This window comes from Pseudomonas sp. Nvir, from assembly GCF_963778085.1.
In the GTDB taxonomy this organism is placed as follows: Bacteria; Pseudomonadota; Gammaproteobacteria; order Pseudomonadales; family Pseudomonadaceae; genus Aquipseudomonas; species Aquipseudomonas juntendi.
Window position 1 is genome coordinate 4280728 of the sequence record NZ_OY970405.1, and the last position, 26193, is coordinate 4306920.

Annotated in this window: 26 protein-coding genes, 1 tRNA gene and 1 pseudogene; 16 read left to right on the forward strand and 12 right to left on the reverse strand. The window is 56.8% G+C overall.

The window, feature by feature from the left end; translation table 11 throughout:
* The first annotated feature begins 355 nt into the window (after positions 1-355).
* From AACG97_RS20605 to AACG97_RS20630, 6 genes are all read left to right on the forward strand, one after another.
* A complete protein-coding gene (locus tag AACG97_RS20605) occupies positions 356-859 on the forward strand; it encodes a CinA family protein (protein WP_009684116.1) in 504 nt (167 codons plus the stop codon).
* Positions 860-870: 11 nt separating this feature from the next.
* Positions 871-1377, forward strand: coding sequence for a hypothetical protein (locus AACG97_RS20610; protein ID WP_033690632.1), 507 nt, complete (start codon positions 871-873; stop codon positions 1375-1377).
* A gap of 9 nt (positions 1378-1386) precedes the next feature.
* Positions 1387-1830: a DUF421 domain-containing protein gene (locus tag AACG97_RS20615; protein WP_225785998.1), complete on the forward strand. Its 444-nt coding sequence runs from the start codon at positions 1387-1389 to the stop codon at positions 1828-1830.
* A 515-nt stretch (positions 1831-2345) separates the two neighbouring features.
* Positions 2346-4100: a glycoside hydrolase family 15 protein gene (locus tag AACG97_RS20620; protein ID WP_009684111.1), complete on the forward strand. Its 1755-nt coding sequence runs from the start codon at positions 2346-2348 to the stop codon at positions 4098-4100.
* Positions 4101-4193: 93 nt separating this feature from the next.
* A complete protein-coding gene (locus AACG97_RS20625) occupies positions 4194-4658 on the forward strand; it encodes a hemerythrin domain-containing protein (RefSeq protein ID WP_009684110.1) in 465 nt (154 codons plus the stop codon).
* 79 nt (positions 4659-4737) lie between these two features.
* Positions 4738-4986, forward strand: a complete 249-nt coding sequence (locus AACG97_RS20630) for a hypothetical protein (RefSeq protein ID WP_033690626.1) — start codon at positions 4738-4740, stop codon at positions 4984-4986.
* A gap of 99 nt (positions 4987-5085) precedes the next feature.
* Here AACG97_RS20630 and AACG97_RS20635 read toward each other — a convergent pair.
* Together AACG97_RS20635 and AACG97_RS20640 are read right to left on the reverse strand one after the other, a co-directional pair.
* Positions 5086-6225 (reverse strand): annotated as a pseudogene (locus AACG97_RS20635) (glutathione-independent formaldehyde dehydrogenase).
* Positions 6226-6468: 243 nt separating this feature from the next.
* Positions 6469-6810 (reverse strand): hypothetical protein, encoded by a 342-nt coding sequence (locus AACG97_RS20640; RefSeq protein ID WP_052960504.1) that lies wholly within the window; start codon positions 6808-6810, stop codon positions 6469-6471.
* 140 nt (positions 6811-6950) lie between these two features.
* Between AACG97_RS20640 and AACG97_RS20645 the strand changes: the two genes are divergently transcribed.
* Positions 6951-7229: a hypothetical protein gene (locus tag AACG97_RS20645; protein WP_009684107.1), complete on the forward strand. Its 279-nt coding sequence runs from the start codon at positions 6951-6953 to the stop codon at positions 7227-7229.
* Between the two features lie 291 nt (positions 7230-7520).
* Here the strand turns inward: AACG97_RS20645 and AACG97_RS20650 are convergent, their stop codons facing one another.
* The 4 genes from AACG97_RS20650 to AACG97_RS20665 all read right to left on the reverse strand — a co-directional run bounded on the left by AACG97_RS20650 (position 7521) and on the right by AACG97_RS20665 (position 10792).
* Complete coding sequence (locus AACG97_RS20650) at positions 7521-8501, reverse strand: IS5-like element ISPa41 family transposase (RefSeq protein WP_004576175.1); 981 nt, start codon at positions 8499-8501, stop codon at positions 7521-7523.
* Between the two features lie 329 nt (positions 8502-8830).
* Positions 8831-9559: a metallophosphoesterase gene (locus tag AACG97_RS20655; protein WP_009684105.1), complete on the reverse strand. Its 729-nt coding sequence runs from the start codon at positions 9557-9559 to the stop codon at positions 8831-8833.
* 81 nt (positions 9560-9640) lie between these two features.
* Positions 9641-10204, reverse strand: coding sequence for a hypothetical protein (locus tag AACG97_RS20660; RefSeq protein ID WP_157050331.1), 564 nt, complete (start codon positions 10202-10204; stop codon positions 9641-9643).
* A gap of 207 nt (positions 10205-10411) precedes the next feature.
* Positions 10412-10792 carry a hypothetical protein gene (locus AACG97_RS20665; protein WP_009684103.1) on the reverse strand — a complete coding sequence of 127 codons (381 nt, stop codon included), beginning with the start codon at positions 10790-10792 and terminating at the stop codon, positions 10412-10414.
* A 325-nt stretch (positions 10793-11117) separates the two neighbouring features.
* Between AACG97_RS20665 and AACG97_RS20670 the strand changes: the two genes are divergently transcribed.
* The 4 genes from AACG97_RS20670 (at position 11118) to AACG97_RS20685 (ending at position 15272) form a co-directional block, all read left to right on the forward strand.
* A complete protein-coding gene (locus tag AACG97_RS20670; protein WP_009684102.1) occupies positions 11118-11588 on the forward strand; it encodes a helix-turn-helix domain-containing protein in 471 nt (156 codons plus the stop codon).
* A gap of 707 nt (positions 11589-12295) precedes the next feature.
* A complete protein-coding gene (locus AACG97_RS20675) occupies positions 12296-13783 on the forward strand; it encodes a SulP family inorganic anion transporter (RefSeq protein WP_009684101.1) in 1488 nt (495 codons plus the stop codon).
* 11 nt (positions 13784-13794) lie between these two features.
* Positions 13795-14646 carry a universal stress protein gene (locus tag AACG97_RS20680; RefSeq protein ID WP_012316922.1) on the forward strand — a complete coding sequence of 284 codons (852 nt, stop codon included), beginning with the start codon at positions 13795-13797 and terminating at the stop codon, positions 14644-14646.
* 92 nt (positions 14647-14738) lie between these two features.
* Positions 14739-15272 carry an NUDIX hydrolase gene (locus AACG97_RS20685; RefSeq protein ID WP_009684099.1) on the forward strand — a complete coding sequence of 178 codons (534 nt, stop codon included), beginning with the start codon at positions 14739-14741 and terminating at the stop codon, positions 15270-15272.
* Positions 15273-15305: 33 nt separating this feature from the next.
* On the opposite strand, the gene tnpC is transcribed toward AACG97_RS20685, so the two are convergent.
* The 3 genes from tnpC to tnpA form a co-directional block, all read right to left on the reverse strand.
* The gene (gene tnpC, locus AACG97_RS20690) at positions 15306-16841 is read right to left on the reverse strand and encodes an IS66 family transposase (protein WP_009684098.1); all 1536 of its coding nucleotides are present in this window, start codon (positions 16839-16841) and stop codon (positions 15306-15308) included.
* A gap of 61 nt (positions 16842-16902) precedes the next feature.
* Positions 16903-17238 (reverse strand): IS66 family insertion sequence element accessory protein TnpB, encoded by a 336-nt coding sequence (gene tnpB / locus AACG97_RS20695; RefSeq protein WP_009684097.1) that lies wholly within the window; start codon positions 17236-17238, stop codon positions 16903-16905.
* The gene (gene tnpA / locus AACG97_RS20700; protein ID WP_009684096.1) at positions 17235-17567 is read right to left on the reverse strand and encodes an IS66-like element accessory protein TnpA; all 333 of its coding nucleotides are present in this window, start codon (positions 17565-17567) and stop codon (positions 17235-17237) included. The genes tnpB and tnpA overlap by 4 nt, the downstream gene beginning before the upstream one ends.
* Before the next feature lie 985 nt (positions 17568-18552).
* Between tnpA and AACG97_RS20705 the strand changes: the two genes are divergently transcribed.
* The gene (locus tag AACG97_RS20705) at positions 18553-18777 is read left to right on the forward strand and encodes an excisionase family protein (protein ID WP_009684095.1); all 225 of its coding nucleotides are present in this window, start codon (positions 18553-18555) and stop codon (positions 18775-18777) included.
* Entirely contained in the window at positions 18778-19992 is a 1215-nt protein-coding gene (locus AACG97_RS20710; protein WP_033690625.1) for a tyrosine-type recombinase/integrase, read from the forward strand.
* Between the two features lie 109 nt (positions 19993-20101).
* Here the strand turns inward: AACG97_RS20710 and AACG97_RS20715 are convergent.
* Positions 20102-20191 (reverse strand) — tRNA-Ser (locus AACG97_RS20715).
* A 198-nt stretch (positions 20192-20389) separates the two neighbouring features.
* On the opposite strand from AACG97_RS20715, the gene AACG97_RS20720 reads away from it, so the two are divergent.
* The 3 genes from AACG97_RS20720 (at position 20390) to AACG97_RS20730 (ending at position 22985) form a co-directional block, all read left to right on the forward strand.
* Positions 20390-21079: a crotonase/enoyl-CoA hydratase family protein gene (locus AACG97_RS20720; protein ID WP_009684093.1), complete on the forward strand. Its 690-nt coding sequence runs from the start codon at positions 20390-20392 to the stop codon at positions 21077-21079.
* A gap of 150 nt (positions 21080-21229) precedes the next feature.
* Entirely contained in the window at positions 21230-21949 is a 720-nt protein-coding gene (locus AACG97_RS20725; protein ID WP_009684092.1) for a lysophospholipid acyltransferase family protein, read from the forward strand.
* A 64-nt stretch (positions 21950-22013) separates the two neighbouring features.
* The gene (locus tag AACG97_RS20730; RefSeq protein ID WP_009684091.1) at positions 22014-22985 is read left to right on the forward strand and encodes a magnesium and cobalt transport protein CorA; all 972 of its coding nucleotides are present in this window, start codon (positions 22014-22016) and stop codon (positions 22983-22985) included.
* 259 nt (positions 22986-23244) lie between these two features.
* On the opposite strand, the gene nadA is transcribed toward AACG97_RS20730, so the two are convergent.
* Both nadA and AACG97_RS20740 read right to left on the reverse strand, forming a co-directional pair.
* Complete coding sequence (gene nadA, locus AACG97_RS20735; protein WP_009684090.1) at positions 23245-24303, reverse strand: quinolinate synthase NadA; 1059 nt, start codon at positions 24301-24303, stop codon at positions 23245-23247.
* A gap of 231 nt (positions 24304-24534) precedes the next feature.
* Positions 24535-26043 (reverse strand): YdgA family protein, encoded by a 1509-nt coding sequence (locus tag AACG97_RS20740; RefSeq protein WP_009684089.1) that lies wholly within the window; start codon positions 26041-26043, stop codon positions 24535-24537.
* Between the last annotated feature and the right edge of the window lie 150 nt (positions 26044-26193).

The window sequence follows — 26193 nt, forward strand, 5'->3', positions numbered from 1 at the left end:
GCCGTGCTGGCGAGCCTCTCCCTCTTTTTGCGTTGCAGTTTCAGCGTTTGTGCTGATCGTGATCACGGGCCGTTTTTTGCGCTGTCGAGTCATGAGCTGTACCCGTTGATCCGTCCGGACGATGGGCATCGTTGTCTCGCTCCTCTTCCCCATGCGGCCTCGTCTGCGCTCCAACCTGTTGCCTACCGCTCTCTTTCTTCATCTTGCTCTCCTACCTTTGCCTTTGAATAAAAGAAGCCAGTGTATGAGGCAAAGTTCAGGTCAGGTTCACTCCTCGAGATAGCCGAACATTAGATGCGATGAACTAAATACCCCAGCATCGCGTCCACCGCAAAACAAGCGAGTCTACTCTGAAATGGAAAACGACCCTGTACTGGCCGCCCTCGGCAATCTCAAAAACAACAAACTGATTTTGAGCACAGCAGAATCGTGCACTGCAGGCTGCCTTGTGGCTTTGCTGGCGGCGGTACCGGGTACCGGAGAGGTGCTGGAAAGCGGCTATGTCGTCTACTCACCCAGCGCCAAGAAGCGACTGCTGGGGGTCAACGCCGAAACCATCGAACGATACGGCCTGACCAGCGAAGCAGTAGCCTGGGAAATGGCCTTGGGCGCCTTGAGAGACAGCGATGCGAATGTGGTGATCGCCACCACCGGGGTAGCCGGGCCGGCGCCTGAGTCCGGGATACCACCGGGGACGATGTGCTTTGCGTGGGCCTTCGCCGGCGAGCCAATTGCCGTTTTCACGCGCACTCAACGCTTCTTCGGCGAGCGGTCTGAGGTCATGCGCCAAGGTGCCCTGTTCGGGTTGACCCGGCTTTCCCACTACCACCAGCGCTGGTTACGCGGTGAGCGCGCCTGAGGGTTGTGATCATGTCGGAAGATGAACTGCTATCCAGGCGTCATCCTGTTCAAGAAGACATGCCGATGCAGCAGCGTGTCTGGCGCTTCGAGCGCTTAGGGTGGTACGTGCTCGTGGCCATCGTATTGCTTGCCTTGGCAGGCCTGTTCGGTAATGGCCCATTGAGCGATGCGGAGGTGGTGAGCCAGGATGGACGGGTACGGGTTGAGTATCAGCGCCTCAGCCGAAGCGGCACGACAGACAACCTTTTCATCACCGTTCAGGGTATCCCTGGTCAGCCGGTGGAGGTACAACTCGAGGGATCGTTGCTCCGTGACGCCAGTATCGAGACTTTACAACCGGAGCCGCAACGGTCGATGTCGCATGGCCAGGCCATGCTGTTCCAATTGGGTACTAAGCAAGATGGGGTCGCCACCTTGTACCTAACCCTTCGAAGTGAGCACGTGGGCACTCTAGAGGGCAGCGTCAGGGCTGGCCCTGAAAGCGCCGTTCACTTCTCCACATTTCTTTACCCCTAGGAGTGCGTCATGGATTCGATCCTCCGCGCAGCCGGGATGTACGTCGCCCTTATGCTGCTGTTTCGCGTAGCCGGGCGGCGCTCACTGGCCGACCTGACAACCTTTGACTTCGTCTTGCTGCTGATCATCGGGGAGGCCACACAGCAGGCGCTTCTGGGTGACGATTTTTCATTCACCAATGCCATGCTGGTGATTGCCACGCTGATCGTTTTGGACGTCGGCCTTTCACTCGCGAAGCTGAACTCCAAGCCCTTGGCCAGGTTACTGGATGGGCACGCCACCCTGGTCGTTGAGAATGGGCGCTTTCTGCATCACCGCATGCGTCGGGCTCGCCTCACGGAGGACGATATTCTTGAGTCAGCGCGGGACAGCCAAGGCATCGAAAATATTGAGCAGGTCAAGTTCGCTATCGTCGAACGAAATGGAAAGATTTCGATCATTCCTGTCGAGTAAGGCTCGGCGCTACTCCTCGCAGAGCCCAGGCCGTTCAGAGTGCCAATATCGCCTGGCTATGGTCTATGGTAGGTACGGGCATCAGTTCGCGCCGAGATACTAGCCAGGCCCGCATCCGCTCGGTATCAAAAATCTGACCCTCTTCCATCATCAGCAGAATGAGCGCTTGGGACATTCGGTAACAGCCGCATTGAGAACAGCGTCGCTCTTCCCAACCACCGATGCATTCGACGGACTCAGCTTGCCCGGCGCAAATCAGACAGCTCATGTAAACCCCCTTTGTTCTTGTTCCCTGCAGGGTAAATGCGAGGTCACGAAGCTCCCTTGTGTCTCGCTTTACATGAGATATACATACCAATCCTAAATTCCCTCTGTTTGCGCAGCGCTCACATAAGACGAACCAGACGCCAGATAGCCATGTCGGAATCAGAACACGTGATCTCGAAGGCATACCGATGGAAAGAGAACCAGTAGAAGCTCAACAGGGTGCGCCTCAGAGAGATGAGGGTGGATGGTTGCCCCTGGAGCAGTATGGTGCGCTCGGCGATGGGCGCTCTGTGGCACTGATTGGTCTGGACGGTTCCATCGACTGGTGGTGCGTACCCCACATGGACTCCCCACCCCTGTTCGACAAACTGCTGGCCCCGCAAACAGGCGGCTGCTTCTCCATCACCCCCAGCGAATCATTCGTTGCCGAGCGCCGTTATCTTCCTGACAGCAACGTTCTCGAAACGACGTTCATCACCGGTGATGGTCGCGCTCGACTCACAGAATCTCTGAACAGCGGCCCTGCTGGCCGGTTGCCGTGGGCCGAGTTGGCCAGGCGTATCGAGGGCGTCGAGGGACAAGTGGATTTTCAGATCGCCGTCGATTTCGGAACCCAGGCTGATACGGTCAGCCCCTACGTAGCGCCGAACGACAATGCCTGCGTCTTTCATGCTGGCCGCATACTTGGCATGTTCCTGCACGACGACCAAGTACACATCGAACGCAAGAACGACATGGGCGTGCGTGCATCCCTTACCGTTGCCGCTGGGCAGCGCTCAGTGGTCGCGATCATTGCAGGTCGAGATGAGCCGCTGGTGGTACCGCCATTAGCCTTGATCGATGAACGCATCGACGGCTCGCACCGGGAGTGGTGCCAATGGTCGAAGGGTCTGGTCTACGACGGCCCGTATCAGGCCCAGGTCATCCGAAATGCGCTGGCTCTCAAACTGCTGCTTTCCTCTCCAAGTGGTTCGATTATGGCGGCAGCGACCTCATCCCTTCCCGAGCGGATTGGCGGCAGCAAAAACTACGATTACCGCTTCGCCTGGATACGCGATGCTGGCTACACCATCGAAGCGTTTCTGGGCATCGGCGCACAGCCGGAAGCCAAGGCTGCATTTACCTGGCTACTGCGCCGGTTAGATGAACATGGGCCACGGGTGTTTTATACCCTTGATGGGGCCATTGGTGATTGCGTGCGCCAGGTTGATCTCCCTGGTTATAAAAACTCGCCTCCAGTGGTTGGCAACGACGCCCGCGACCAGCTGCAGCATGGCGTGTTCGGCGACATTTTCGAAACCGCCCGTTGCTTCATCGACAGCGGCAACATTCTCGACTCGCCGAGCGCCACAATCCTGTCCAAACTTGCCGACCAGTGCGCCGACTGCTGGAGGCAGGAAGACGCTGGCATCTGGGAGTTGCCGGAAAAACAGCATTACACGATGTCCAAAATCAGCTGCTGGCAAGCCTTGAGCCGGGCCATCGAATTGGCCGATGGCGGTCACCTTCCCACTACATGCCGGGAACGCTGGGATCGCGAGAGGCAACGGATCAAAGAGTGGATTGAGGCCAACTGTTGGAGCGAGACACACCAGGCCTACCTGTTCTACCCCGAAAGTGACCGCTTGGATGCTTCGGTAGCGCTCGCCGTCCGATTTGGTTACCCCAGCGTGGAACGGCTCCGCAGCACGCTGGAGGCTGTTCAAAATGAGCTGGGCGCCGGCGCTTTCCACTATCGCTACAGCAACGCTCAGGAGGAGGAAGGTTGCTTCCTAGCCTGCACGTTCTGGTTGATCGAATCCTGGGCAATCCTTGGCCAGGAAGAGCGAGCCGAGGCTGCCTTTTCCAAGTCACTGAAAGAGCTGTCGCGGGGGGTGGGCATCTACTCGGAGATGATCGACCCGGAGAGTGGACAGTACCTTGGCAACCTACCGCAGGGTCTGACCCACTTGGCTGCGCTTCGGGCAGCACTAGCCATCGGTGGTTGTCGCCCTGATCGGTGATGCCAACCATCCTGAGTGTTGAACCCTCCCGATTGGCAACGACTCAACCACAGGCAAGTTCTTCATTCTCTCAATCCGTGATGAGGTAACGCCATGAACGCTATCGACTTGCTGATTCAAGACCACAAGCTGGTGAAGAAACTGCTTGAAGAGCTGTCGACCAACACCGAGCGAGCAGTGAAAAAACGGGCCGATCTACTCCACAGGATCGAGCAGGAGCTGCAGATTCACACCGCGCTCGAAGAAGAAATTCTCTATCCGGCCATCAAGGAAGCGGGTGGCAAGGAAGAAGCGAAGATGTACTACGAGGCCAAGGAAGAACACCGGACTGTTGACTCCCTCGTCCTACCCGACCTCCTGCATACCGAAACCGGCACCGTCGAATTCGCCGGGCGGGTAAAGGTCATGAAAGAGTTGTTGGAGCATCACATCGAGGAAGAAGAAGGCGAGCTCTTCCCCACGGCGAAGAAGCTACTCAGCAAGGACACCCTCGAGGAGCTTGGGCAAACCATGGAAATGCAGAAAAAGATGCTCAAGGGCGAGCAGCGGGCCGCCTGATAGGCCAGTCCCTGCCAGCACTCACATGGCTGGCAGGTCTCCACATTCAAACATCGAACAACGAGTTGGGAAAGGTTTCATGGAGCATTGGATCGGATTACTGGAATGGCCAGCCATGGTGATGACCGTGCTGGCAGCATGGTGCATCGGCTCCCGCCGTCCGGGCAGAAGAAAGGTGGGCTTCTGCTGCTTCATCGCGAGCAATGTCTTGTGGGCCGTCTGGGGCTGGCAAGCAGAGGCTTGGGCCCTGATCATCCTGCAGTTCTGCCTCTGCGCCATGAATTTGCGCGGTTGGAGAAAGAACACACAACTCGAGGTATGCGGCTGAGGGAGATTGGCTGAACTGACATCGAGTGATTCCCGGCAGCAAGTTGGTACTGCTTAACCACCCACCATGCTTCCCTCCCTGGAAGCATGGGTGAGCGGATCATGCCGCTGGCTTGAGCACCACCTTCGTCCAACCATCATCCCTAGCATCGAAATGCTTGTAGGCTTCTGGGCCCTCAGCAAGCTTCAGACGATGAGAGATAATCTGGGAAGGCTTGGCACGCCCATGATGGATGAGCTCTGCAAGACGACGATTGTAGGCCTTCACGTTCGCCTGACCTGTGCGGATCTGCTGGCCCTTGAACCAGAACGCACCGAAATCGAAGGCCATCTTGCCCTCTTTCGCCAGGTCGTTCTTCGCACCAGGGTCTTCAGGCACGAACACGCCCACAACGCCAATGCCACCGGTAGCCTTGGTAGAAGCGACCAGGTTGTTCATGGTGAGGTAGTTCGCTTCATGGCCATGTTTATCGCAGCACTGATAGCCGACGCACTCGCATCCCCGGTCGGTGCCTTTGCCATGGGTCAGGTTCAATATCTATTCCACAGCCTTCTGCTCGACTGCATTGATAGGCGTTGCCCCAATCTGCGCGGCAAGCTGTAGGCGATCCGGCTGATTGTCGATCACGAACACCTGTGAGGCACCTTTGATGATCGCTGAATGCGCCGCCATTAGCCCGACAGGCCCTGCACCATAGATTGCAATGCTCTCGCCTGGCTGCAAGCCGGCCAGTTCCGTAGCATGCCAACCGGTGGGGAAAATATCTGAGAGCATGACGTAGTCATCTTCTCGTTCCTGAGCGTCCTCAGGCAGCACGAGGCAATTGAAATCTGCATACGGAACGCGGAGCAGTTCCGCCTGACCGCCTTGGTAGGGCCCCATCTCGGCAAAGCCGTAAGCGGCGCCGGCAGAACCGGGGTTGGCTGTCAGACAGAATCCCTTGAGCCCTTTTTCGCAGTTCTCACAGAACCCGCAGCCGATGTTGAACGGCAGGCAGACGCGATCACCAATTTTGACCCGGTCGACTCCGGCGCCCACCTCAATCACTTCGCCGAGGTTTTCATGTCCAAAAACTCGACCTGTCTCGAAAGACGTGCGGCCTTCGTACATGTGCAGGTCTGAGCCGCATATATTGGTTGTGGTGATCCGCACCAGTACGTCTGTGGGTTTCTCAATTTTCGCGTCCGGTACATCCTTGACCGCGACATCACGAGGGCCGTTGTACACGATGGCTTTCATGCTGAACTCCCAAAGTCAGGGGCGGTAGAAATCCGCCCTACTCTGATCAGGCGAATCGGTGAGCCGATACGTTCAGCGAGGTAAAGCTTGGGTCAGACCGGTGGCACTAAAAGCTGTCGCGCCCATACTTCTAGGAGGCACATGGTTATATGCCCGGCAACGAATGGTCAGTCGCCGATCTTGTTTCAACTTCAATGGCCGCGCCGGTCGACTCGTGTTTTCTGCCAAGACGACCAAGTCGTATCAATGCTGAATCGAGGAATTCTCTCGAGCACCATGACTTGCCCAATCGCAGACCACATAGCGACTACTTAGCGTCTGCACCACCACATAGCCTTGAATTTCTTCAGAGCTCATGATGATCGAGGTTCGAATTGGATCACCATCATCGAACCTGTTCTCACGGTCACGGAAAACGATGCCTTCCAGAAAAAGCTCACCAGTGCCGTACTCGACTGATGAGAGAAAAGCTGTGATCTCCCGACCAAAATCGATTTGCATTGCCTGTTTCACGCTGCTGGGCATCGCAGCTAAAGGTGCGTCGACGATTTTTGATGAGGAAAGCGGTGTCCTGCGTCTGACCATGTAGAACCTCATGTGTTGGCAACCACTATCTCGCAAGCTTGGCTGAGAGAAGAAGGGTCACTGTATAAGCCGGCCAGCAACAGGCGATTGAGTGTGCGCATGATAACCTCAAATCATGTTTAACCTCAGGAGCGCCCTGCTTGAGCAACCCACTCGTTTCTGGCTACTACGAAACTCTTCTGAAAGCTCCCGTCTTCTCCGCCGACCCTATCGGTATCCGGCAGAGCCAGCGCTGGCAGCTGATTGTTGATGACATTCACCACAGCAAATCCGTGAGTGATCTACGTGAGGCGCGTGGAAAAGCCGAAGGCTACATTCGAGGACTTGTAGATGCTGGACACCTCTCCCACGACCGAATCCGGGACTACACAATCTTGAGCAGCATTCACCGGCGCCGATCATTGCTCTCGGACGCTTGATCGCAGCATCGTTCATCCAGCGCACGGAAGCGTCTGGCTATGCGGTTGCAATCATCCCCGCAATAAGTGCTCGCAAGCTCGCCCTTCCCAACTCCCGCTTGAAAGACGTCAGCACAAAGCGCCCCTCTGCTGTAGTGATCACCCAGTATCGCCCTACCTTCTTTAGGGATGCTCCGATCAACTTGTCGTGCAGCCGCGGCAAGTTGCAATTTTCCAGGCACCTACAGCGTTATTGGACGAAAAGTGACCGAAAAATCATGTACGGAGAGCTTTTTCGACCGGTTCTCCGTGTTAAACGCGAACCTCACCCATACCCATGAGCTGTTTTCGAACCCTCCACAGGTTTGCCAGGGCGAACAGCGTGGTCAACTGAGCCGTGTTTTTCATCAGCCCACGAAAACGTACTTTCACGTAACCAAACTGCCGCTTGATCACGCGAAACGGATGCTCGACCTTGGCCCGTGTCTGAGCCTTGCAGAACTCGATCTTGCGCTTGGCTTTGTACAGTACGCTGCGCTGGTTCAGCTTGGAATAGGTGCTGCGACGCGCTGCAATCTGCCAGATCACCCCCCGATTTTCATGCTCTTCGCGCCTTTCGACACCGGTGTAACCGGCATCTGCATACACGGCGTTTTCTTCGCCATGCAGCAGTTCAGCCACCTGCGTGACATCGGCCACATTGGCAGCGGTGCCATGGACGTGATGCACCAGGCCGGACTCGACATCGGCACCGATGTGCGCCTTCATCCCGAAGAAATACTGACCGCCTTTCTTGGTCTGGTGCATCTCGGGATCACGCTTGCCTTCTTTATTTTTGGTCGAGCTGGGGGCATGAATAATGGTGGCATCGACGATGGTGCCTTGGCGCAGCGACAGGCCTTTTTCCTGCAGATAACCATTGATGACCGCAAGGATTGCCGGTGCGAGCTGATGCTTCTCCAGCAAGTGCCGGAAGTTCATGATCGTGGTGTCTTCGGGGATTGGCGCGCTCAGCGTCAGGAGTGCGAACTGGCGCATGGGCGTGATTTCGTAGAGCGCTTCTTCCATGGCCGGGTCGCTCAGGGAGAACCAGTTCTGCAACAGATGGATGCGCAGCATGGTTTCCAGAGGATAGGGTTTTCTACCGCCGCCGGCCTTGGGGTAGAACGGTTCGATCAGCTCCAGCAGGCCTGCCCAGGGCACCACCTGATCCATTTCGGCGAGGAAGCGCTCTCGGCGGGTTTGCTTGCGCTTGCCGGCGTACTCAAAGTCGGAAAAGCTCATCTGGCTCATGGGCGGCTCGGATCAGGTGTTGCGGGGATTCTCGCATAACTGAAGGCTTGTTCGGAGATTCCTTAGATGGTCGATGCTAGACGTCTGCAGGATGTGCCCGTCCGCCCTTTGATCAAACTGCCCGGGATCATTGTGACTGAAAACGATGCCCACCGCGCACTCCGAAGAAATGAAGACTTCGCTCAAGTAGGCGGTGACAGGTGGCGAGTACCTGTAAGCCATCGCTCGTAAAATTCGTTTGAGCTGAAAATCTGACGGGCTTTTGCAGTGGTACTCGATCGTGACCTCAGCTGACATAAACTCTTCCCGCACCTGCAGGCGTAACCGAGTCAAACCTCTATAGTGAAGGCCGGCGAGAAGCCTGTGCGCTCGCGTGGATAGCCTTTTGGGTTCGATACGAGCCGGCAGCCTGAAATGACCGTGTCGATTGCGTGATGAGTGTGGCCGAAGATCCAAACATCAGCCTGAGCTACCAGGTCATGCCACTGGTTGAAATACGCCGCGCCCAGATGGCCTTCATGACCATCGCCGGCGACATCCTGGATGGGGCAATGGTGGGTAATGACCACTGTCTTGCCATCGAAGTCCTTCGCCAGCTCTGTGGCCAGGAACTCACGTGTAGCAATGTTTCGGGCGATGAGATCGACTGGGCGAAGCTTGCTGTAGCCCTCCCCTATACGAATCCTCTTGAAGTCCGTCATCCACTCCGCACAGACCCTCATCGCCGCTTTGTAGTCGCCCGTGGCGGTGTAGTCCGTCCAGGCTGTCGCGACCAGAAAGCGCGTGTTACCGATGATCAAGATCTGGTTGTCCAGGACGTGCACGTGCTCTGCAGCCGCGTCACGCATTTTGGTGAGCGTCCGGTCGATGTGGCCCTTGTAGAACTCGTGATTCCCACAGACGTAGAGCACCGGGCATTCGAAGGTTTCGTTCGCCCATGTCACTCCCCTACCACGTACCGAAATGTCGCCGGCTAGCACGACCAGATCAGCATCTGTTGCAGGTGGCTGGAAGTCAACGAACTCCAGATGGAGATCTGAATAGACCGTGATTCTCATCGTGTCGCCTGGTCTCCATATCGCAAAAGGCTAATCGCCTCTCCAGAGCCTCCAACGAAGTGGAGGCCTGGCTACAAGCAATTACTTGAAGGCTTTGCTGAAGCGCTGAGAAAGCTCAGCAATTCCGATCGTCGCCCAGCTCTCCGGGTCGTTGCTCTTCCGGATGAAGTTGATCGCAAAACCAACCATCACTAGACCGGCGATGATCCCTTCCCAGAGCGCCCAGATGAAGGTGGTAGGCACCAGGTAGTCCGGATCCTCGCTTCCCGTCACCAGGTAGATCAAATATGGAGACGCGAAGCAGCCAATGACGAAGGTGAGGATCATCAAAGGAATCGCGGAAACCATGATCAAGATCGGTACCTTGAACTGAAGCTCCTTTGCCGCGATGAGCAGGCCGCTCTCACCTTTCATGGCGTAGATGGTGCCCTTATTCTGCATCTTGTCCTTCTTCTTAGTGAAAAAGCCGTACAGGGTCACGCGCTGCCCTGGCTCCATCTCTTCGTAGACCTTCCCTGGCAAAAGCAGATTCGGCAGCACTTGGCCATCGATGGTCATGTGAGCAGTTACGGTACCCTGCTCGGTAGCCGTGACATGAACCCTCTCGATCACTCCGGTGACCTGCCTGCAATCAAATTTAATCAAAATGTGCTCCTGCAATATTGAGCGCGCATTCAACCGCACCACCTGAATGGCGGCGTGCTTGAGCTGCTGAAATAGCTACGCGCGAAACGAGAAAACGGTATCTGTACGTTTCCTAAAGCCATCGCCTAGCGAAAGGTGACGGTTCTAAATTGGACTCAAAATGCATCCCCTAAGCTTGTTGTCTTGGGCTCTCTAACATTCACTGCATCAAGTCGGTGCGCTCGTGTAGACCTCACCTGATTTGGTGATGAACTCGTAGACCGGACTGCTCTCAGTACCAGGTTTGATACGTATTTCCGACAGCAACTCCATCGAGACCCCTGCACGCTTCGTCATAGAAGCAGGTGCGAGAAGCTGAACCTGATTAACATTGAGTGCTTCCAGCCCTTCCCCTGCGCAAAGAAGATCAAGCTCCCTCACGTCTGACACCATCTGCACCCACGGGCCGAAACAACCATCGACTAACCCGCACCCTTCCACGAGGAAGTAGTAGTTAATCGGATTGAGCTCAACCGCCTTCCAGAGCAACCGCTCGTTGCCAGCAGCTTTGAAGCGCCCCTTGAGGGCATCTCCGTTGGTTACGAACACCTTCCCTACCTCGTTATCGACACTCGTTGCCAGAAAGAAGCAACCGGCAGTTGCTACTTAAAAACCGAGACTTGGCATAGCTCGTTGCTAACTCTGAGCGCCCCACCGGCTTGCTACGCTTCCGCCTTGCGGGGAAGCTTGATTTTGCGGTTATCCACCTGAGAAACCTCATCTAGAGCTGCTGTGGAAAGGTCTGACGGTGGCGTACCGACCAGCTTTGCTCCAATGCAGCGCTCTAGGGTCATTCAGCAGCACGAATAATACACTGATTCAGCGTTTATTCGTAAAGCCTGGATGTGGCTATATCCTGACTTTTGAGCGAGTCATGGATCTCAGAACCGCTTTCGCAGGGGTGCTGCGCGCACTCCGCCTCGTCCGTGGTGCCCGTTATGCCGACCTCTCGGACGCCACGCACCGTCGCAAAATCGCTGAGCTTGAGAACGCTCAAACGAGCGTCAGCCTTGAGCAGTTCGACGCTCTCGCAGAATCCCTAGGTCTTGATGCGATCGCTTTAATGGCGTTGTGCGTTTCTGTGCGAGAAGGAGTCGTGCCACGCGAAAAGATTCTCGACTCGATGGCCAAGCTGACCGACTTCATAGAGGCCGGCGGGATCGAATTGATTGGGGAGCAATTCGACGCCTCCGGTTCTCTGATCAAGAGGTCTCGTGGGAGACCACTGCACGCTAACAATGAGAAGGCGGTTCTCGCGCTTAAGACTGAAGGTCTCTCACCTCAACAGGTTGCAACCAGGCTTGAGCTGGCCCTGACGTCGGTGCTGGAGTATTGGAAAAAATGATCAGCTAAGAGGAGCGCTGGCACATGGCGATCCTTGGGATAAGGGCGGCGCTGTCTACATGATTAGGTGGGTAGCATCGCCCTTAATGCGATTCTGAAGGTGTGATGCCTTAGGGCGAGCTACCGATCGCCACATGCTATCTATCCACTGACATCTGGCTAGTCATCTGGGTCTAGCGGTTCCCCATAGCATTCGTCCAGCAGCTCAACATCTCGCACCACTGGCAATCGCTAAACGGCGCTAGGTGTGATCGAGTGTCGCAGTAGTCATCACGGTAAGCCTTGTGTAACCGTCTGGCCAACTCACCCCTCAGCACACAGACCAGCTCGGACAAGAACGGGTGGAAAACAAAGCCTTGCCCGCAGGTATACCCATTGAATAAGCCTGTATCTGACGTAGGTCATGCAGAGCCTGCCAGCGGGTCGCAATCGACGATGGCTTCATTGTATACTTCGGCTCCGCATACCCCTTGAGCTACAGGAACATCAGCATGACTGTACTCCAAACGATCTACTGGCAGCCTACGCCGCCTTAGCGCTACGCCCCCTCGCAACAACCTGCTTCCGCTAGCCTCGCTCGCGGGTGCTCACTGCTGTACGCCTGGTTTTACACCTTAAGCACACAGCAAAAAATCCTCAAAATTTGAATTTGTATCGATTCGCTCGCCACTCCCTTGGCGTGCGCGATGCTTTGCCTTGGATATTTATATGCTGCAAAAACTTAGACAAACGTGGTTTTCCAACGTCCGTGCCGACGTGCTCGCGGGGCTGGTGGTCGCACTCGCGCTGATCCCGGAAGCCATCGCCTTTTCCATCATCGCCGGGGTAGATCCCAAAGTCGGTCTCTACGCCTCCTTCTGTATCTGTGCTGTCATCGCCTTTGTCGGCGGGCGCCCCGGAATGATCTCGGCGGCGACAGGCGCCATGGCACTGCTGATGGTTACGCTGGTAAAAGAGCATGGACTCCAGTACCTGCTGGCCGCGACGCTACTATGTGGCGTACTTCAAATCCTTGCCGGCTACCTGAAGCTCGGCTCGTTGATGCGCTTTGTTTCACGCTCGGTAGTCACCGGCTTCGTAAACGCATTAGCGATTCTGATTTTTATGGCGCAATTGCCTGAGCTGACCAATGTCACCTGGCATGTCTATGCCATGACCGCTGCGGGCCTGGGAATCATCTACCTGTTCCCGTATGTACCGAAAATCGGCAAGGTGATTCCCTCTCCATTGGTGTGCATTCTGACGCTGACTGCCATCGCCATTTACCTCGGTTTGGATATCCGCACCGTCGGTGACATGGGCCAACTGCCTGATACGCTCCCGATCTTCCTCTGGCCTGAAGTTCCGCTGAATTTTGAAACCCTGCGCATCATTTTCCCGTACTCGGCTGCGTTGGCAGTAGTGGGTCTACTCGAATCAATGATGACCGCGACCATCGTCGACGACCTTACCGACACCACCAGCAACAAAAACCGCGAGTGCAAAGGCCAGGGTGTGGCCAACATCGCTGCCGGCATGCTTGGCGGCATGGCAGGTTGCGCCATGATCGGCCAGTCGATCATCAACGTGAAATCTGGTGGCCGCACCCGTCTCTCGACATTGTGTGCCGGCGTTTTCCTGCTGCTGATGGTGGTATTTCTTGGCGAGTGGCTCTCCAAAATCCCTATGGCGGCACTCGTGGCTGTGATGATCATGGTGTCCATCGGCACCTTTAGCTGGGATTCCTTGCGTAATCTGAAAGAGCATCCGCTGTCGACCAACCTCGTCATGGTGGCGACCGTCGTGGTCGTCGTGGCCACTCACAATCTGGCTTACGGCGTACTGGTAGGTGTGCTGCTGGCCTCCCTGTTCTTCGCAAACAAGGTCGGGCACTACCTGGATATCAAGAGCACTCTTGAAGAGACGAAATCGCATCGGACTTACCGCGTCGTGGGCCAGGTGTTCTTTAGCTCTGCGGACAAGTTCACTGAGGTTTTTGACTTCAAGGAGGCGCTCAACAAGGTCACCATCGATCTCACACAGGCGCATTTCTGGGATATCACCGCCGTCGCAGCGCTGGATAAGGTCGTGATCAAGTTCCGACGCGAAGGCGCTGAGGTTGAAGTGCTCGGTCTCAATGAAGCCAGCGCGACAATCGTTGACCGCTTCGGCGTGCATGACAAACCCGGTGCCATCGACAAGCTCATGAGCCACTAAGGAGAACGACAATGACCCGCGTAATGGCATGCATTGATAACTCACAATCCTCATTGGCGGTCTGCGATTACGCAGCATGGGCCTCGCAACGACTCAGCGCTCCCCTGACCTTGCTTCATGTGCTGGATAAGGAGAAATATCCTGCATCCGCTGACCTCAGCGGCAATATCGGTCTCGGTAGCAGAGAACATCTGCTGGAAGAGTTGGCCATGCTGGATGCGCAGCGGGCAAAACTGGCGTTGGAGCATGGGCAGCACATGCTTGAAAAAGCTCGCGAGCGAACAGTTCACTCTGGCGCCATGTCACCTGATATGAAGCAGCGCCATGGCCATCTCGTCGAGAGCCTGAGCGATCTCCAAGACGATATTCGGTTACTGGTGATTGGAAGAGTCGGTGAGGACAGCACGCGCAGTGCCCAAAGTCTTGGCAGCCAGATTGAAGCGATAGTCCGAACTATCCACCGCCCCACCCTGATTACAACCAGCCATTTCAGGAAACCTGAAACGGTCATGGTGGCATTTGACGGCAGCGCAACAGGCCACAAGACCTTACAGATGCTTGCTTCAAGCCCGCTGTGCGAAGGCCTGCCAATTCATATCGTCATGGTTGGAACGGATTCTGAAGACAACCAGAACGCGCTGGAGAAGGCACGAACCACGCTTGCGTCTTCCGGCTCGCTGGTGCATTCCGAGATCCGCCCAGGCGAAGTAGAGTCCACACTGCATGCGTATCAGGCAGAGCACGGCATTGACCTCTTGGTCATGGGGGCGTACGGGCACTCACGCATCAGGCAGTTTCTGATAGGCAGCACGACCACGACGATGCTGCGTACATCCACTGTACCCTTATTGCTGCTTCGCTGAGCCAGTTCCACTGGCCACAGTATTTCCAGAACTGAGGAAATACCGTGGCCACCCTGGACGATGACTAACTGATCTTGCCGCTACGAGACCACATGCAACTCATAACTGAAATTGTTCACCCCGAGCTGAAATCCAAGCAGGGCAGAGTATTCCGTCGACATGCAGCTCGCGGCATCGTGATGCGGGGTGAACAGATCCTGTTGCTGTTCACCGAGCGCTATAACGATTTCAGCTTTCCTGGAGGCGGCCTTGATGGTGACGAGGACATTGTCGCAGGCCTGAAGCGTGAGCTTGAGGAAGAGACTGGTGCTCGTGAAATACAGGTGCTCCAGCACTACGGTTACATCGAGGAGTACCGGCCCTACCAAAAGCCACAGTACGATCTGATGCACATGACCTCGCATTTTTATCAATGCGAAGTAGCGCCCCAGCTAGAGCCGGTGAGAATGGAAAGCCACGAAATCGCTAATGGTATGCGGCCTGTCTGGATCAACCTGCATGAAGCCATCGCACACAATGAAGCCGTCATGCAGCGTCACGAGTCTTCGATGGGGCAGTCAATTCTGCGCGAAACCTACATGCTGAGAAAAGTCGCTTCCGAATTGTTGATGCCAATCAGCCTTTGAGCTGACTATTTGGCGAAGTCCACTTAGCCTGCCTCAGGCAAGCATCCAATGCTGCGGGAGTAATTGCGTGATTTCGCTCGCCCGCTGTGTCGGAAGCCGCATCAGTACATCCTTGAGATAGGCATACGGATCGTGCCCATTCATACGCGCCGACTGGATCAGGCTCATGATTGCCGCCGCCCTTTTTCCACTGCGCAGCGACCCGGCAAATAACCAGTTCGAGCGCCCAAGCGCCCACGGCCGGATCAAATTCTCGATCTGGTTATTGTCGATGGGCACAGCACCATCTTCCAGGTAGCGCGTCAGCGCTACCCAGCGTTTAAGGCTGTAATCCAGGGCCTTGGCCGTGGCCGAACCCTCGGGCACAAGTTCGCGTTGGGCCAACATCCACTCATGCAGTTTTTCAGCGATGGGCACCGCTGTTTCCTGACGTAATCGCCAGCGGGCTTCGTCGCTCATTTCCTTGGCGTGTCGCTCGACTTCATACAACCCGCCAATCGAGTGAAGCGCCTGCTCCGCCAACTGGCTTTTATTGGCTGCATGCAGGTCGAAGAATTTGCGGCGTGCATGGGCCATGCAGCCGATTTCGGTGATGCCCAGCTCGAAGCTGGCCTTGTAGCCGGCGAAGTCATCGCAGACCAGCTTACCGTTCCACGTGCCCAGGAAGTTACGCGCATGTTCGCCGGCACGGCTGGGGCTGAAGTCGTAGACCACGGCCTTTAGGGCCGAGAAAGGCGTGGTGCTATAGGCCCACACGTAAGCGCGGTGGGTTTTCTTTTCGCCTGGTGCGAGCATCTGAACCGGGGTCTCATCGGCGTGGATCACGCCCTGGGCCAACACATGCTCACGCAGCGCATCGACCAGAGGCTGGAGCTGCACACCGGTCTGTCCGATCCATTGCGCCAGTGTCGAACGGGCGATGGGCAGTCCGGCCCGACCAAAAATCTTCTCCTGCCGGTACAGCGGTAAATGGTCGGCGAACTTCGCCACCATCACGTGGGCCAAAAGGCCTGCGGTCGGGATGCCCTTGTCGATCACTTGGGCCGGTACAGGCGCCTGGATCAGTGTTTCACACTGACGGCACGTCCATTTTCCACGCACATGCCGCTCAACTGTGAACACGCCCGGAGTGTAATCGAGCTTCTCGCTGACGTCTTCGCCGATTCGCTGAAGCTGGCAGCCGCACACGCACTGAGTATTCTCTGGTTCGTGACGGATCACGGTTCGCGGAAACTGCGGCGGCAGTGGTGCACGCTTGGGCTTATGACGTGGCTCGGCCGGTGCGGCCGGCGGATTGGCTGCCTTCAGCTCGGCTTCGATAGCTGCGATATCGGTATCGAGCAGATCATCAAGCAGACTGCCTTGGTCGGGGCTCAGTTGCTCGCTGCGCTTGGCGAACTTGTGTCGCTTGAGGATGGCGATTTCATGAGCCAGTTGCTCGTTGACCGTTTCGAGGCGTTGGATTTTCTGGCTCATGGAGTCGACCTGGGACAGCAACTGCATAGCCTGTTCGGCCAAGCCGCGCAGCTGTTCCGGTGTCATCTGGTCGAGATTGGGCGAGGAAGTCATGCCGCTGATTGTGTCAGAGCAGGTCGTCAACAGCGATAAACCGATGGGCTAATGGCAGGGGCTAAAGCACTGTGATCGCGCTGCCTGCGCCGACCCGCTGCCACGGCAAACCCAGTACCAAGGCTTGAAGTTGCTCGTTATCGAGTTCGACTTCCGATCCGTGACGGATGCCGGGCCAATGAAACTTGCCTTGGTTCAATCGTCGCGCTGCCAGCCAAATGCCCACACCGTCATGCACCAAGACTTTCATTCGGTTGGCACGGCGATTAGCGAAGAGGTATGCGCAGTGCGGCTTCGCCACACCGAACACCGCGATCACCCTGGCCAGCGCGGTCTCGGTACCGGCGCGCATGTCCATAGGCTCGGTGGCAAGCCAGATGGCATCGATCCGAATCATTCCAACAGGTCTCGCAGAAAGGTGGCACAGGCGACAGCGCTTTCGGTCGGCCAGTTCACTTTGACGGTGCCACGCGGGTGCTGGATTTCAATGCAGATACTTGATGAAGCTGCCTGCGAATGTCCTCCGGCTAGCGGCAAGGGCACTGGAATGAAAGCAGGTTGCAGCGCCATAGTTTTGTTCGTGAGTACCCTAATCCATTTATGTACGAGGTTCGCGTTAAGGCTGTGCTTCTGCGCGACGCTGGCAATCGATGCGCCGGGCTGGGCGCACTCTTGGACAACTTGGGCCTTGAAGGATTTTGAATAGGAACGGCGTTGTGACTGCATGGAAAGACCCGCTTAAAAGGCTAGAAATGGTGTCCACTTAAATTAGGTGGACACCATCGCCTTTGGCGTCGGGGTCAGGAAGGTGAGTTGGCCGGACGGTTACAGCCTTGTCGGCTAAGACGCAGGTGAACCAAGATTTAACGCCTCCCCTCAAAAAAGCCAGCGCAGGAGCAACGAACACCTCAAGTCACAATCGCACCCGCGAAAGTCACTTTATAGCCAGCCTTGGTCGCCAAAAGGCCTTTATTTTCAACATATTGAGAATGTCAATAGATTTATTTTTTATTTTTACCCTTGAATTCATTTTTTCAAAACGGAGTATATATATTTGTAACCAATCCAAAAGCTGAAACCTCATCCTCTAGGTAATCATTCACAAGGATGAGGGCTGCGGCCACAGCTCAATCAATGATTATGGAAATGCTCCAAAGCGAAAGCCAACAGCTGGAGCGGAGCTATTCGTTTCTTCGTCCGCAGGACGCCTACGCTTTCTTTTTGACATCAAACAAAGTCGCAATTTTTTGGGATAGCCACGCTCGTAATTTGAGAATTGACAACTTGTCAAAACCTTAAATCTGGGACGCCTAAAGCGATCATACCGGCTTAAAGAGTATAGAATAAACATACTCTTTAAGAGAGAACATTGACAACACGGCACCAAGTCAGTGATTTTTTCGTTGACATCCATATTCTTAGCAAGCACCATAAGCCCTAGCTGACCTGTTTAGAAACGCATACCAGAAGTCAATTTAACTAAAAACTAGAGATCCCACTTTCTAGCATTCAAAATTACGCCCCACTCCACCTTAGTTACCCATAAGGACTTTGTGGCGCGCTAATTATACATACTAAATTTGATGCGTCAGCCTAAGAGTCTTAAGACAAATAAATATTTAGTTGCAGCCCTAGTACAGGATGGAAGCGGCTCATCGTAACTCAGTGCTATCGACCGGGTACACGCACTGAATCGCACATGAGATATTCAATGGCCGTCACTAAAACAATCCAACTGACACCTGCCCCGAACACGCTTCGTAGCAGTTGGGTAAGACAAGAACTCCTTCCTGCAATTTTCGGTATTAGCACGGAAGCCGCAAGAAAATATCGATCACAAGGAAAATGGCTGCAAGGTAAACATTGGCGTCGAGACCCAGCCAACCGTGTCGTTTATAACACAATTGAAATTGAACTCTGGCTTGGAGGTAATTAAATGGCTTTGGTATGGCCGCGTGGAATCGAATTGAATGGACGACAGATTCGAATTTCCTTTATGCATGAGGGAAAACGCTACAAAGAACCTATCGGAAATGAGACCGTTGATCAGGCATCAATAAAGTATGCCGAAGCAAAGCGCAACACCATTTTATCTGAAATAAAGAACAACAGATTTAACTATGCTGCCCACTTTCCCAATTCACGGCGTGTACTGCCAAAGAAAGACGAAAAATCGAAAAGGACAGTAGCTCAAGGTGTAGCGCGCTATTTGGAAGTTCAAATGGCACGACACGCAACCACAACCGGGAAAAACTATGCATACAAAGCTAAGCATCTGCTGGACAAGTTTGGCTCTGACTGCATAGCGGACATCTGCAGGTCTGATCTACAACTGTTTCAGACCGGGCTATTGAAAACATTGTCGCCAAAGTCTGTGAATGATGTTTTCACAATTGTCAGGGGTGTGTGGGACGACGCTCACTCTGACGGTGTTATTTCGATCAATCCATGCAAAATGATCAAAAACATCAAGCATGACAAGGACGACGACAGCGCTGACCCGTTCACTCGCGATGAGATGGAAAAGATCTCAGTGATTCGTGAGTCCAGGGCGCAGGACGTCAACATGATCTTGTTCAATTGCTGGACGGGATTGTCAGTGTCTGAACTCATTGCGCTGTGCTGGGATGACGTAGACCTTGAGACCGGTACGATCTACGTGAGGGCGGCGCGAGTCGAGGGGGAGTACAAAGTACCGAAGGAGTCTGTTCGGGCTCGTAAGATTGAGCTGATTGACCCAGCGTTGGAGTATCTGAAGAAGCACTGGGAATTCACCGGCCACCTCCCACCTGTTGCTCTTGAAATCACGCAACGGGACAACAACACCACGCGCCTGATGCATCTCAAACTGGTATTCCGAAACTCCGTGAGCATGAAGCCCTGGTACGGAAATAGCTTGAACCGCTGGTTCACTAGCCACCTGAAAAACGTAGGTGTGAGGCATCGCGGCGTTAACCAGTGCAGGCATACATTCGCAAGCCAAGCGATCAGCTCTTATGTGCCGCTTGAGTGGATTGCGCGTCAGCTTGGGCACGCCGACACGACGATGGTGAAGAAGCATTATGGTCGCTTCCTACCGTCAGAGACGCGGAGCATGGCAGCAATGGTGTCGCAGATGATGGGGTTCCGCGACAAGCCTGAAGCGGCCTAGAGCGGACTGGAGGGACGTGATTGTGTTCTAATTTTGTCCTAATGCGGACTCCAGAAACAAAAAACCCCCGAAATACTCAATGATTTCAGGGGCTTCTCGTTAACGAATGTGGCGGTGAAGAAGGGATTTGAACCCTTGATACGATTTCTCGTATACACACTTTCCAGGCGTGCTCCTTCGACCACTCGGACACTTCACCGTTTCTCTTCAAGCCTTGCGGCCCGTCGAGGTGCGCTAATTTAGTGAAAGCGCTCCCCTTTGGCAAGCATTTTTTTCAGTTTTTTCATGTATTTGCACCAGAGCCCGGCTGGGCGCTGACCGACCAGTCAGCCTTGCTGCTTTACCTTGCCCATCGCGCTGGGTAACGTCGGTGCCACGCCAACAAAAGGACTCTGCCATGAGCGAGCTGATTACCTACCACGCCGAAGACGGCATCGCCACCCTGACCCTGAACAACGGCAAGGTCAATGCCATCTCGCCGGAGGTAGTCAGCGCGTTCAATGCCGCGCTGGACCGCGCCGCCGAGGCCCGCGCAGTGGTGATCATCACCGGGCAGCCGGGCATTCTGTCGGGCGGCTACGACCTCAAGGTGATGACCCGCGGCCCACAGGAAGCCATCAGCCTGGTCACCGCCGGGTCCACCCTCGCCCGCCGCCTGCTGGCTCACCCCTTCCCGGTGGTGGTCGCCTGCCCGGGCAATGCCGTGGCCAAGGGCGCCTTCCTGCTGCTGTCGGCCGACTACCGCATTGGCGTCGAAGGGCCGTACAAGATCTGCCTGAACGAAGTGCAGATCGGCATGACCATGCACCACGCTGGCATCGAACTGGCCCGCGACCGTCTGCGCCGCTCGGCCTTCCACCGGTCAGTGATCAACGCCGAAGTGTTTGACCCGCATGCGGCGGTGGATGCCGGCTTCCTCGACAAGGTGGTGCCCGCCGAACAACTGCAGGAAGCGGCGCTGAACGTGGCGCGGGAATTGAAGAAACTGAACATGCTGGCGCACAAGAACACCAAGCTGAAGGTGCGCAAAGGGCTGCTCGAGGCCTTGGACACCGCCATACAACTGGACCAGCAGCCTATGGGTTGACCCTGCTGGCCGCTACGCGGATCGGGCGTACCTGATCCCGCGCAGGGGCGGGCTCACCCGCGAAGTGGCCAGCACAGGCTGATACCGGTATTTGCCCCAGCCAGTGCACAGCCGTACACTGCCCAGCGACTGTCTGGTGTGAGTCGTACCATGCTTTATTCATTGCGCATGCTCCTGCTGGCGCTGCACTTTCTCGCCGTTGGCGTCCTGGGCCTGGCCATTGGCCTGTGCCGCCCCTTCAACCCCGACAACAGCCGCCTGTTCGCCCGCCTTTACAGCCGGCCGGCCACCTGGCTGTTGCGCATCAAGGTCAAGGCCGAGGTGGGCCCGCTGTGGGACCAACCACCCGGTTGCGTGATCGTGGCCAACCACCAGTCCAACTTCGATCTGTTCGTGCTGGGCCAGGTGGTGCCGCAGCGCACGGTCGCCATCGGCAAGAAAAGCCTGGGCTGGATACCGTTGTTCGGTCAGCTGTTCTGGCTGGGCGGCAACGTGTTGGTCGACCGCAACAATGCCTACCAGGCGCGCAAGGCCCTGCAGAAGACCACCCGGGTGCTACAGAACGACACCTCTATCTGGATTTTCCCCGAAGGCACACGCAATGCCGGCGAGCAGTTGCTGGCGTTCAAGAAAGGCGCGTTTCACATGGCCATCGAGGCCGGCGTGCCGATCGTGCCAGTGTGCGTCAGCCGCTATGCCCGGCGCCTGAGCCTGAACAGCTGGCGCCGCCGCACCGTGATCGTGCGCTCGCTGCCGCCCATTGCCACCGCGGGCCTGACCCAGCAGGACCTGCCAGCACTGGTGGAGCAGTGCCGTGTGCAGATGCAACAGTGCATCGAGCGCATGGAAGGGGAACTGGGCAAGAGCTAGGTTGCTCTTCAGCCGTCTACAGCCCAAGCTATGAACCGTGTTCAACCGGAATAAGCGGGCAACCATGGGTCGAGTAGTGGCGTCAGCGGTGTACAGCGCCGGCCGGAAGGTCACCAACATCAGCATCGACGAGGGCAGCGAGTGGGCACGCAAGCCTGGGCATTTTGTCTGGATCGGCCTGGAAGAGCCCAACGCCGAGGAACTGGCCACCCTGCAATGCCAGTTCAACCTGCACGAACTGGCCATTGAGGATGCCCTGGAAAAGCACAGCCGGCCCAAGCTCGAGACATTCGGCGACGCGCTGTTCATCGTCACATACTCGCCGGTACGTCACGAAGGCAAGCTGGAGTTCATCGAAACCCACATCTTCGCCGGCAACGGCTATATCATCACCTGCCGCAACGGCCACTCCAAATCCTATGCCATGGTGCGCCAGCGCTGCGAGGCTCGGCCCTTGCTGCTGGAGCACGGTGAGGACTTCGTGCTGTACGCCCTGCTCGACTTCGTCACCGAAAACTACCAGCCAGTCAGCGAAGCCATCCATGGCGAGATCGAAGCGCTGGAGCAGAGCGTGCTGGGTGGCTCACTGCAAGAGGACGACATTCGCCGCCTGCACAGCCTGCGCCGCGATATCCTGCGCCTGCGCCGCTACGTGGCGCCCATGGTTGAGGTCAGCGAAGAGCTGCAGCGCCTGAGCTTCCCGTTTATCGACAAGAACATGCGCCCGTATTTTCGTGATGTGCAAATCCACGTCACACGGCAGATGGAGGACTTGTCGGGCATTCGCGACATTGCCAGCCAGACCATCGAGATCGGCATGTTCCTGGAGTCGTCACGGCAAAGCATCGTGCAACGCAAGTTTGCCGCGTGGGCGGCGATCCTGGCGTTCCCCACGGCGATCGCCGGGGTGTATGGGATGAACTTCCAGAATATGCCGGAGCTGAGCTGGCATTACGGCTATTTTGCGGTGTTGGGGGTGATTGCTGCGGGGTGTACCGGGTTGTATGCCAGTTTCAAGAGGTCGGGCTGGCTATAAGCCGCTTGAGGTCCATCGCGACACAATGCCGCTACGGGCACCGGCGTTGCCGGCGTGGGAGCGGGCGTGCCCGCGAACACCGGCGGAGCCGGTGCCAGACACCGCGTCGCCTGCTTCGCGGGCAAGCCCGCTCCCGCAATGAATCGCGCAGGCTTTTCAATTTTTCAGAAAGACAGTTGCGCCTCCATCGGTAGCGTGAGCTTTAAGAAGCAGGCGGCGCGGTGGCTGTGCTGGGGCAGCCAAGCGGCCCTCGGCGATTTCAGGCGTTACCGGAAAGCTTGAGCCGCGCCGCCTGGGTGAAGTCCAGCATGCGGTTCAATGGCTTGATCGCCTTGGGCACCAACGCGGGGTCGACAAAAATCTCATCCCCCCCATTGCGCAGGCAGTGCAGCACGCGCTCGAGGGTGTTCATGGCCATCCACGGGCAGTGTGCGCAGCTGCGGCAGGCGGCGCCGTTGCCGGCAGTAGGCGCTTCGACGAATACCTTGTCCGGGCACAACTGCTGCATCTTGTAGAAGATGCCGCGGTCGGTAGCAACGATGAAGGTCTTGTTCGGCAAGGTCTGCGCGGCCTTGATCAATTGGCTGGTGGAACCCACCGCATCCGCCAACTCGATCACCGCTTCCGGTGATTCGGGGTGCACGAGGATGGCGGCGTCCGGGTACAACGCCTTCATGTCGGCCAACTGACGCGACTTGAATTCTTCATGGACGATACAGGCACCGTCCCACAACAGCATGTCGGCACCGGTCTGCTTCTGGATGTAACGGCCCAAGTGCTGGTCCGGGCCCCAGATGATGGTTTCGCCGTTGTCCATCAGGCTTTCGACGATTTCCAGTGCGCAGCTGGAGGTCACTACCCAGTCGGCACGGGCCTTCACCGCAGCGGAGGTATTGGCATACACCACCACGGTACGCTCCGGGTGCTGGTCGCAGAACGCCGAAAACGCTTCGACCGGGCAGCCCAGGTCGAGCGAACAGGTGGCCTCCAGGGTCGGCATCAGCACGCGCTTTTCCGGGGTGAGGATTTTTGCCGTTTCGCCCATGAAGCGCACACCGGCCACGATCACCGTTTCGGCGGGGTGGTTCTTACCAAAGCGGGCCATTTCCAGCGAGTCGGACACGCAGCCGCCGGTTTCTTCGGCCAGCGCCTGAATGACCGGGTCGCAGTAATAATGGGCGACCAGCACAGCGTTCTGGGCCTTGAGCTCGGCAGCGATGGCCGCACGGTATTCGGCCTCCTGCTCGGCTGTCAGCGGGTTGGGCTGCTTGGCGTCGAGGTGGGCCTGAACCAACAGGCGTTCGGAAATCTGGGTCATGATCGCTGGACCTGCAGGCGCGCGTGCGCATCAAATCGAGTGTATCACCCGGCCCTGACAGATCGGCTAAGGGTGCCGGACGGCGCAGGCCGCCACGGCCCTCTGCGGGCGCGGATTATTATCGGAGGCCGAAGGCTACAGAGAATCCAGCGATTACTAAAGGGGTTTTTGTGTTGCCGGCGCTGGCCTGTTCGCGGGTGAAGCCACCAGGAGACCAGCGCCGGATAACCATCACCCCCGCGGCGACAGCGCTGCGAGGTGCGCGGCCATCAGCATGGCGAATTCTTCCACGGTCATCTTCTGCCCATTGAAATCGACCATGCCATCGGCATAGTGCAGGCTGCTGACCACATCATCGCCCTGCACGGTGGCCAGGCCGCTCTGCACGGCCATCATGCCGACCATCTCCCCGGCCTGCCCCGACTGCATGGCGATCGCCTGGGCATCGGTTTGGCCATCGAGCAGCGCTTGCAGTGTCGCCAGGTCGCCAATCATGGGTTTGGACAGCGAGAGCTTGCTCTTCACCTCGGTGACGACCTGTTTGCTCAGCTGGTCCGGCGGCAGGTCGAAGCTGGCCGGCGCGGCGAAGTCCATCGCCAGGTTGAAGCGGCTCTCGCCGTTGGCGGTCTTGAACGACAGGTTTTCCACCGCCACCTTGGGCCTGGCCGCCAGCAGTTGCTGCAGGTCGCCCTGGAAGCGGGCCTTTTCAGCGTCGTCCATCTGGATTTGCGGCACAGGCTGGCCGGCAGCAGCGGCAGCTTCGAACTCCGGCAGGTGCGACTGGTACCACTTCGACAAGGCCTGCAGCGCCGGGGCATTGACCGAGGTGATGCTTACCGCCATTTGCGCCTTGCCCACCGCGCGGCCGTCCCAACTGATGTCCCCGACCTTGTACTCCACGCGGCCGCCCACGGTGTCGGGGGTTTCAAGACTCTGCAGGGCATACTGCTCCACGCCCTTGACCAGCAGGACCTGCTGTTTTGGCCCTAGCGTGACCTTGGCCTCGGCTAGCAACAGGTCGACGTTGCCCACGTAGATATTGTCGTACGGCGTGGCCGCCAGGTTGCCACCAAGCTTGAGGCCCTGAAGCTCGAATGTGGCCGGTGGCTGGTCGTCGTTCACCAGCTTCATCAGCAAACGGCCGGCATGGCCGTGGAACTTGGAGGCCTTGCCGTCCTTGTCGCCACTGACCTCCAGTTGCATCCCCGAAAAATCGAGGCGGTTGCCGTCTGCCTTGTCGAGCTTGAGCGGCGCCAGTTGAATCCGGCTGACCACATCCCCCCCGTAACCCAGGCTGGTCTGCGCGCTAAGCGGCACATTGCCGCCGGCAGCGTCGAACCAAGGCGCGACGGCATCGTCCTTCTGCAACGTGCTGTTGCTGACGGCCATCACCGGCACCAGCTTCAGCGCCTTGATCCGCGACCAGGGGAATGGGCCGTGCTCGATGTGGTCGGTCACGCCCACGTCGAAGTTGATCACCTCGCCTTCACCCACGTTGATGTCGCGGGCCTTGAGCCGGTACTGGGCAGTACTGCTGAAGAAGTGCTGCTCCAGCGACACCCGCTCGATACGCAGGCTGCCACCGGTGGTGACCAGGGCCTTTTGCAGCTCGGCGTTGCTGCGGGCAAGCGCGTTGTCCAGCTCGGCTGGCAACTGCTTGCCGGTGTACCAGGCGCCAGCGGTGGTTGCGACGGCGATGGCAACCGCCAGGCCGGAAAGAATGCCAACTGATTTCTTCATGAATTGAACCGATTGCTGTCCGTAAGGGCTGGGTAGGCGGCCACGGGCCACACAGAGTACGAAGAATATCACCCCCGCAGGCACGGGACGCAGGCCAAAGTGCCGAAATCCTGCCTTTCGGAAGCATCTAACAAACCGATTGACCACATG

Bases quoted from the DNA above. Each gene is read 5' to 3' on its own strand.
- AACG97_RS20605 (WP_009684116.1), top strand. From the start codon at position 356: ATGGAAAACGACCCTGTACTGGCCGCCCTCGGCAATCTCAAAAACAAC.
- AACG97_RS20610 (WP_033690632.1), top strand. From the start codon at position 871: ATGTCGGAAGATGAACTGCTATCCAGGCGTCATCCTGTTCAAGAAGAC.
- AACG97_RS20615 (WP_225785998.1), top strand. From the start codon at position 1,387: ATGGATTCGATCCTCCGCGCAGCCGGGATGTACGTCGCCCTTATGCTG.
- AACG97_RS20625 (WP_009684110.1), top strand. From the start codon at position 4,194: ATGAACGCTATCGACTTGCTGATTCAAGACCACAAGCTGGTGAAGAAA.
- AACG97_RS20630 (WP_033690626.1), top strand. From the start codon at position 4,738: ATGGAGCATTGGATCGGATTACTGGAATGGCCAGCCATGGTGATGACC.
- AACG97_RS20640 (WP_052960504.1), bottom strand. From the start codon at position 6,810: ATGGTCAGACGCAGGACACCGCTTTCCTCATCAAAAATCGTCGACGCA.
- AACG97_RS20650 (WP_004576175.1), bottom strand. From the start codon at position 8,501: ATGAGCCAGATGAGCTTTTCCGACTTTGAGTACGCCGGCAAGCGCAAG.
- AACG97_RS20655 (WP_009684105.1), bottom strand. From the start codon at position 9,559: ATGAGAATCACGGTCTATTCAGATCTCCATCTGGAGTTCGTTGACTTC.
- AACG97_RS20670 (WP_009684102.1), top strand. From the start codon at position 11,118: ATGGATCTCAGAACCGCTTTCGCAGGGGTGCTGCGCGCACTCCGCCTC.
- AACG97_RS20675 (WP_009684101.1), top strand. From the start codon at position 12,296: ATGCTGCAAAAACTTAGACAAACGTGGTTTTCCAACGTCCGTGCCGAC.
- AACG97_RS20680 (WP_012316922.1), top strand. From the start codon at position 13,795: ATGACCCGCGTAATGGCATGCATTGATAACTCACAATCCTCATTGGCG.
- AACG97_RS20685 (WP_009684099.1), top strand. From the start codon at position 14,739: ATGCAACTCATAACTGAAATTGTTCACCCCGAGCTGAAATCCAAGCAG.
- tnpC (WP_009684098.1), bottom strand. From the start codon at position 16,841: ATGACTTCCTCGCCCAATCTCGACCAGATGACACCGGAACAGCTGCGC.
- tnpB (WP_009684097.1), bottom strand. From the start codon at position 17,238: ATGATTCGGATCGATGCCATCTGGCTTGCCACCGAGCCTATGGACATG.
- tnpA (WP_009684096.1), bottom strand. From the start codon at position 17,567: ATGCAGTCACAACGCCGTTCCTATTCAAAATCCTTCAAGGCCCAAGTT.
- AACG97_RS20705 (WP_009684095.1), top strand. From the start codon at position 18,553: ATGGCCGTCACTAAAACAATCCAACTGACACCTGCCCCGAACACGCTT.
- AACG97_RS20710 (WP_033690625.1), top strand. From the start codon at position 18,778: ATGGCTTTGGTATGGCCGCGTGGAATCGAATTGAATGGACGACAGATT.
- AACG97_RS20720 (WP_009684093.1), top strand. From the start codon at position 20,390: ATGAGCGAGCTGATTACCTACCACGCCGAAGACGGCATCGCCACCCTG.
- AACG97_RS20725 (WP_009684092.1), top strand. From the start codon at position 21,230: ATGCTTTATTCATTGCGCATGCTCCTGCTGGCGCTGCACTTTCTCGCC.
- AACG97_RS20730 (WP_009684091.1), top strand. From the start codon at position 22,014: ATGGGTCGAGTAGTGGCGTCAGCGGTGTACAGCGCCGGCCGGAAGGTC.
- nadA (WP_009684090.1), bottom strand. From the start codon at position 24,303: ATGACCCAGATTTCCGAACGCCTGTTGGTTCAGGCCCACCTCGACGCC.
- AACG97_RS20740 (WP_009684089.1), bottom strand. From the start codon at position 26,043: ATGAAGAAATCAGTTGGCATTCTTTCCGGCCTGGCGGTTGCCATCGCC.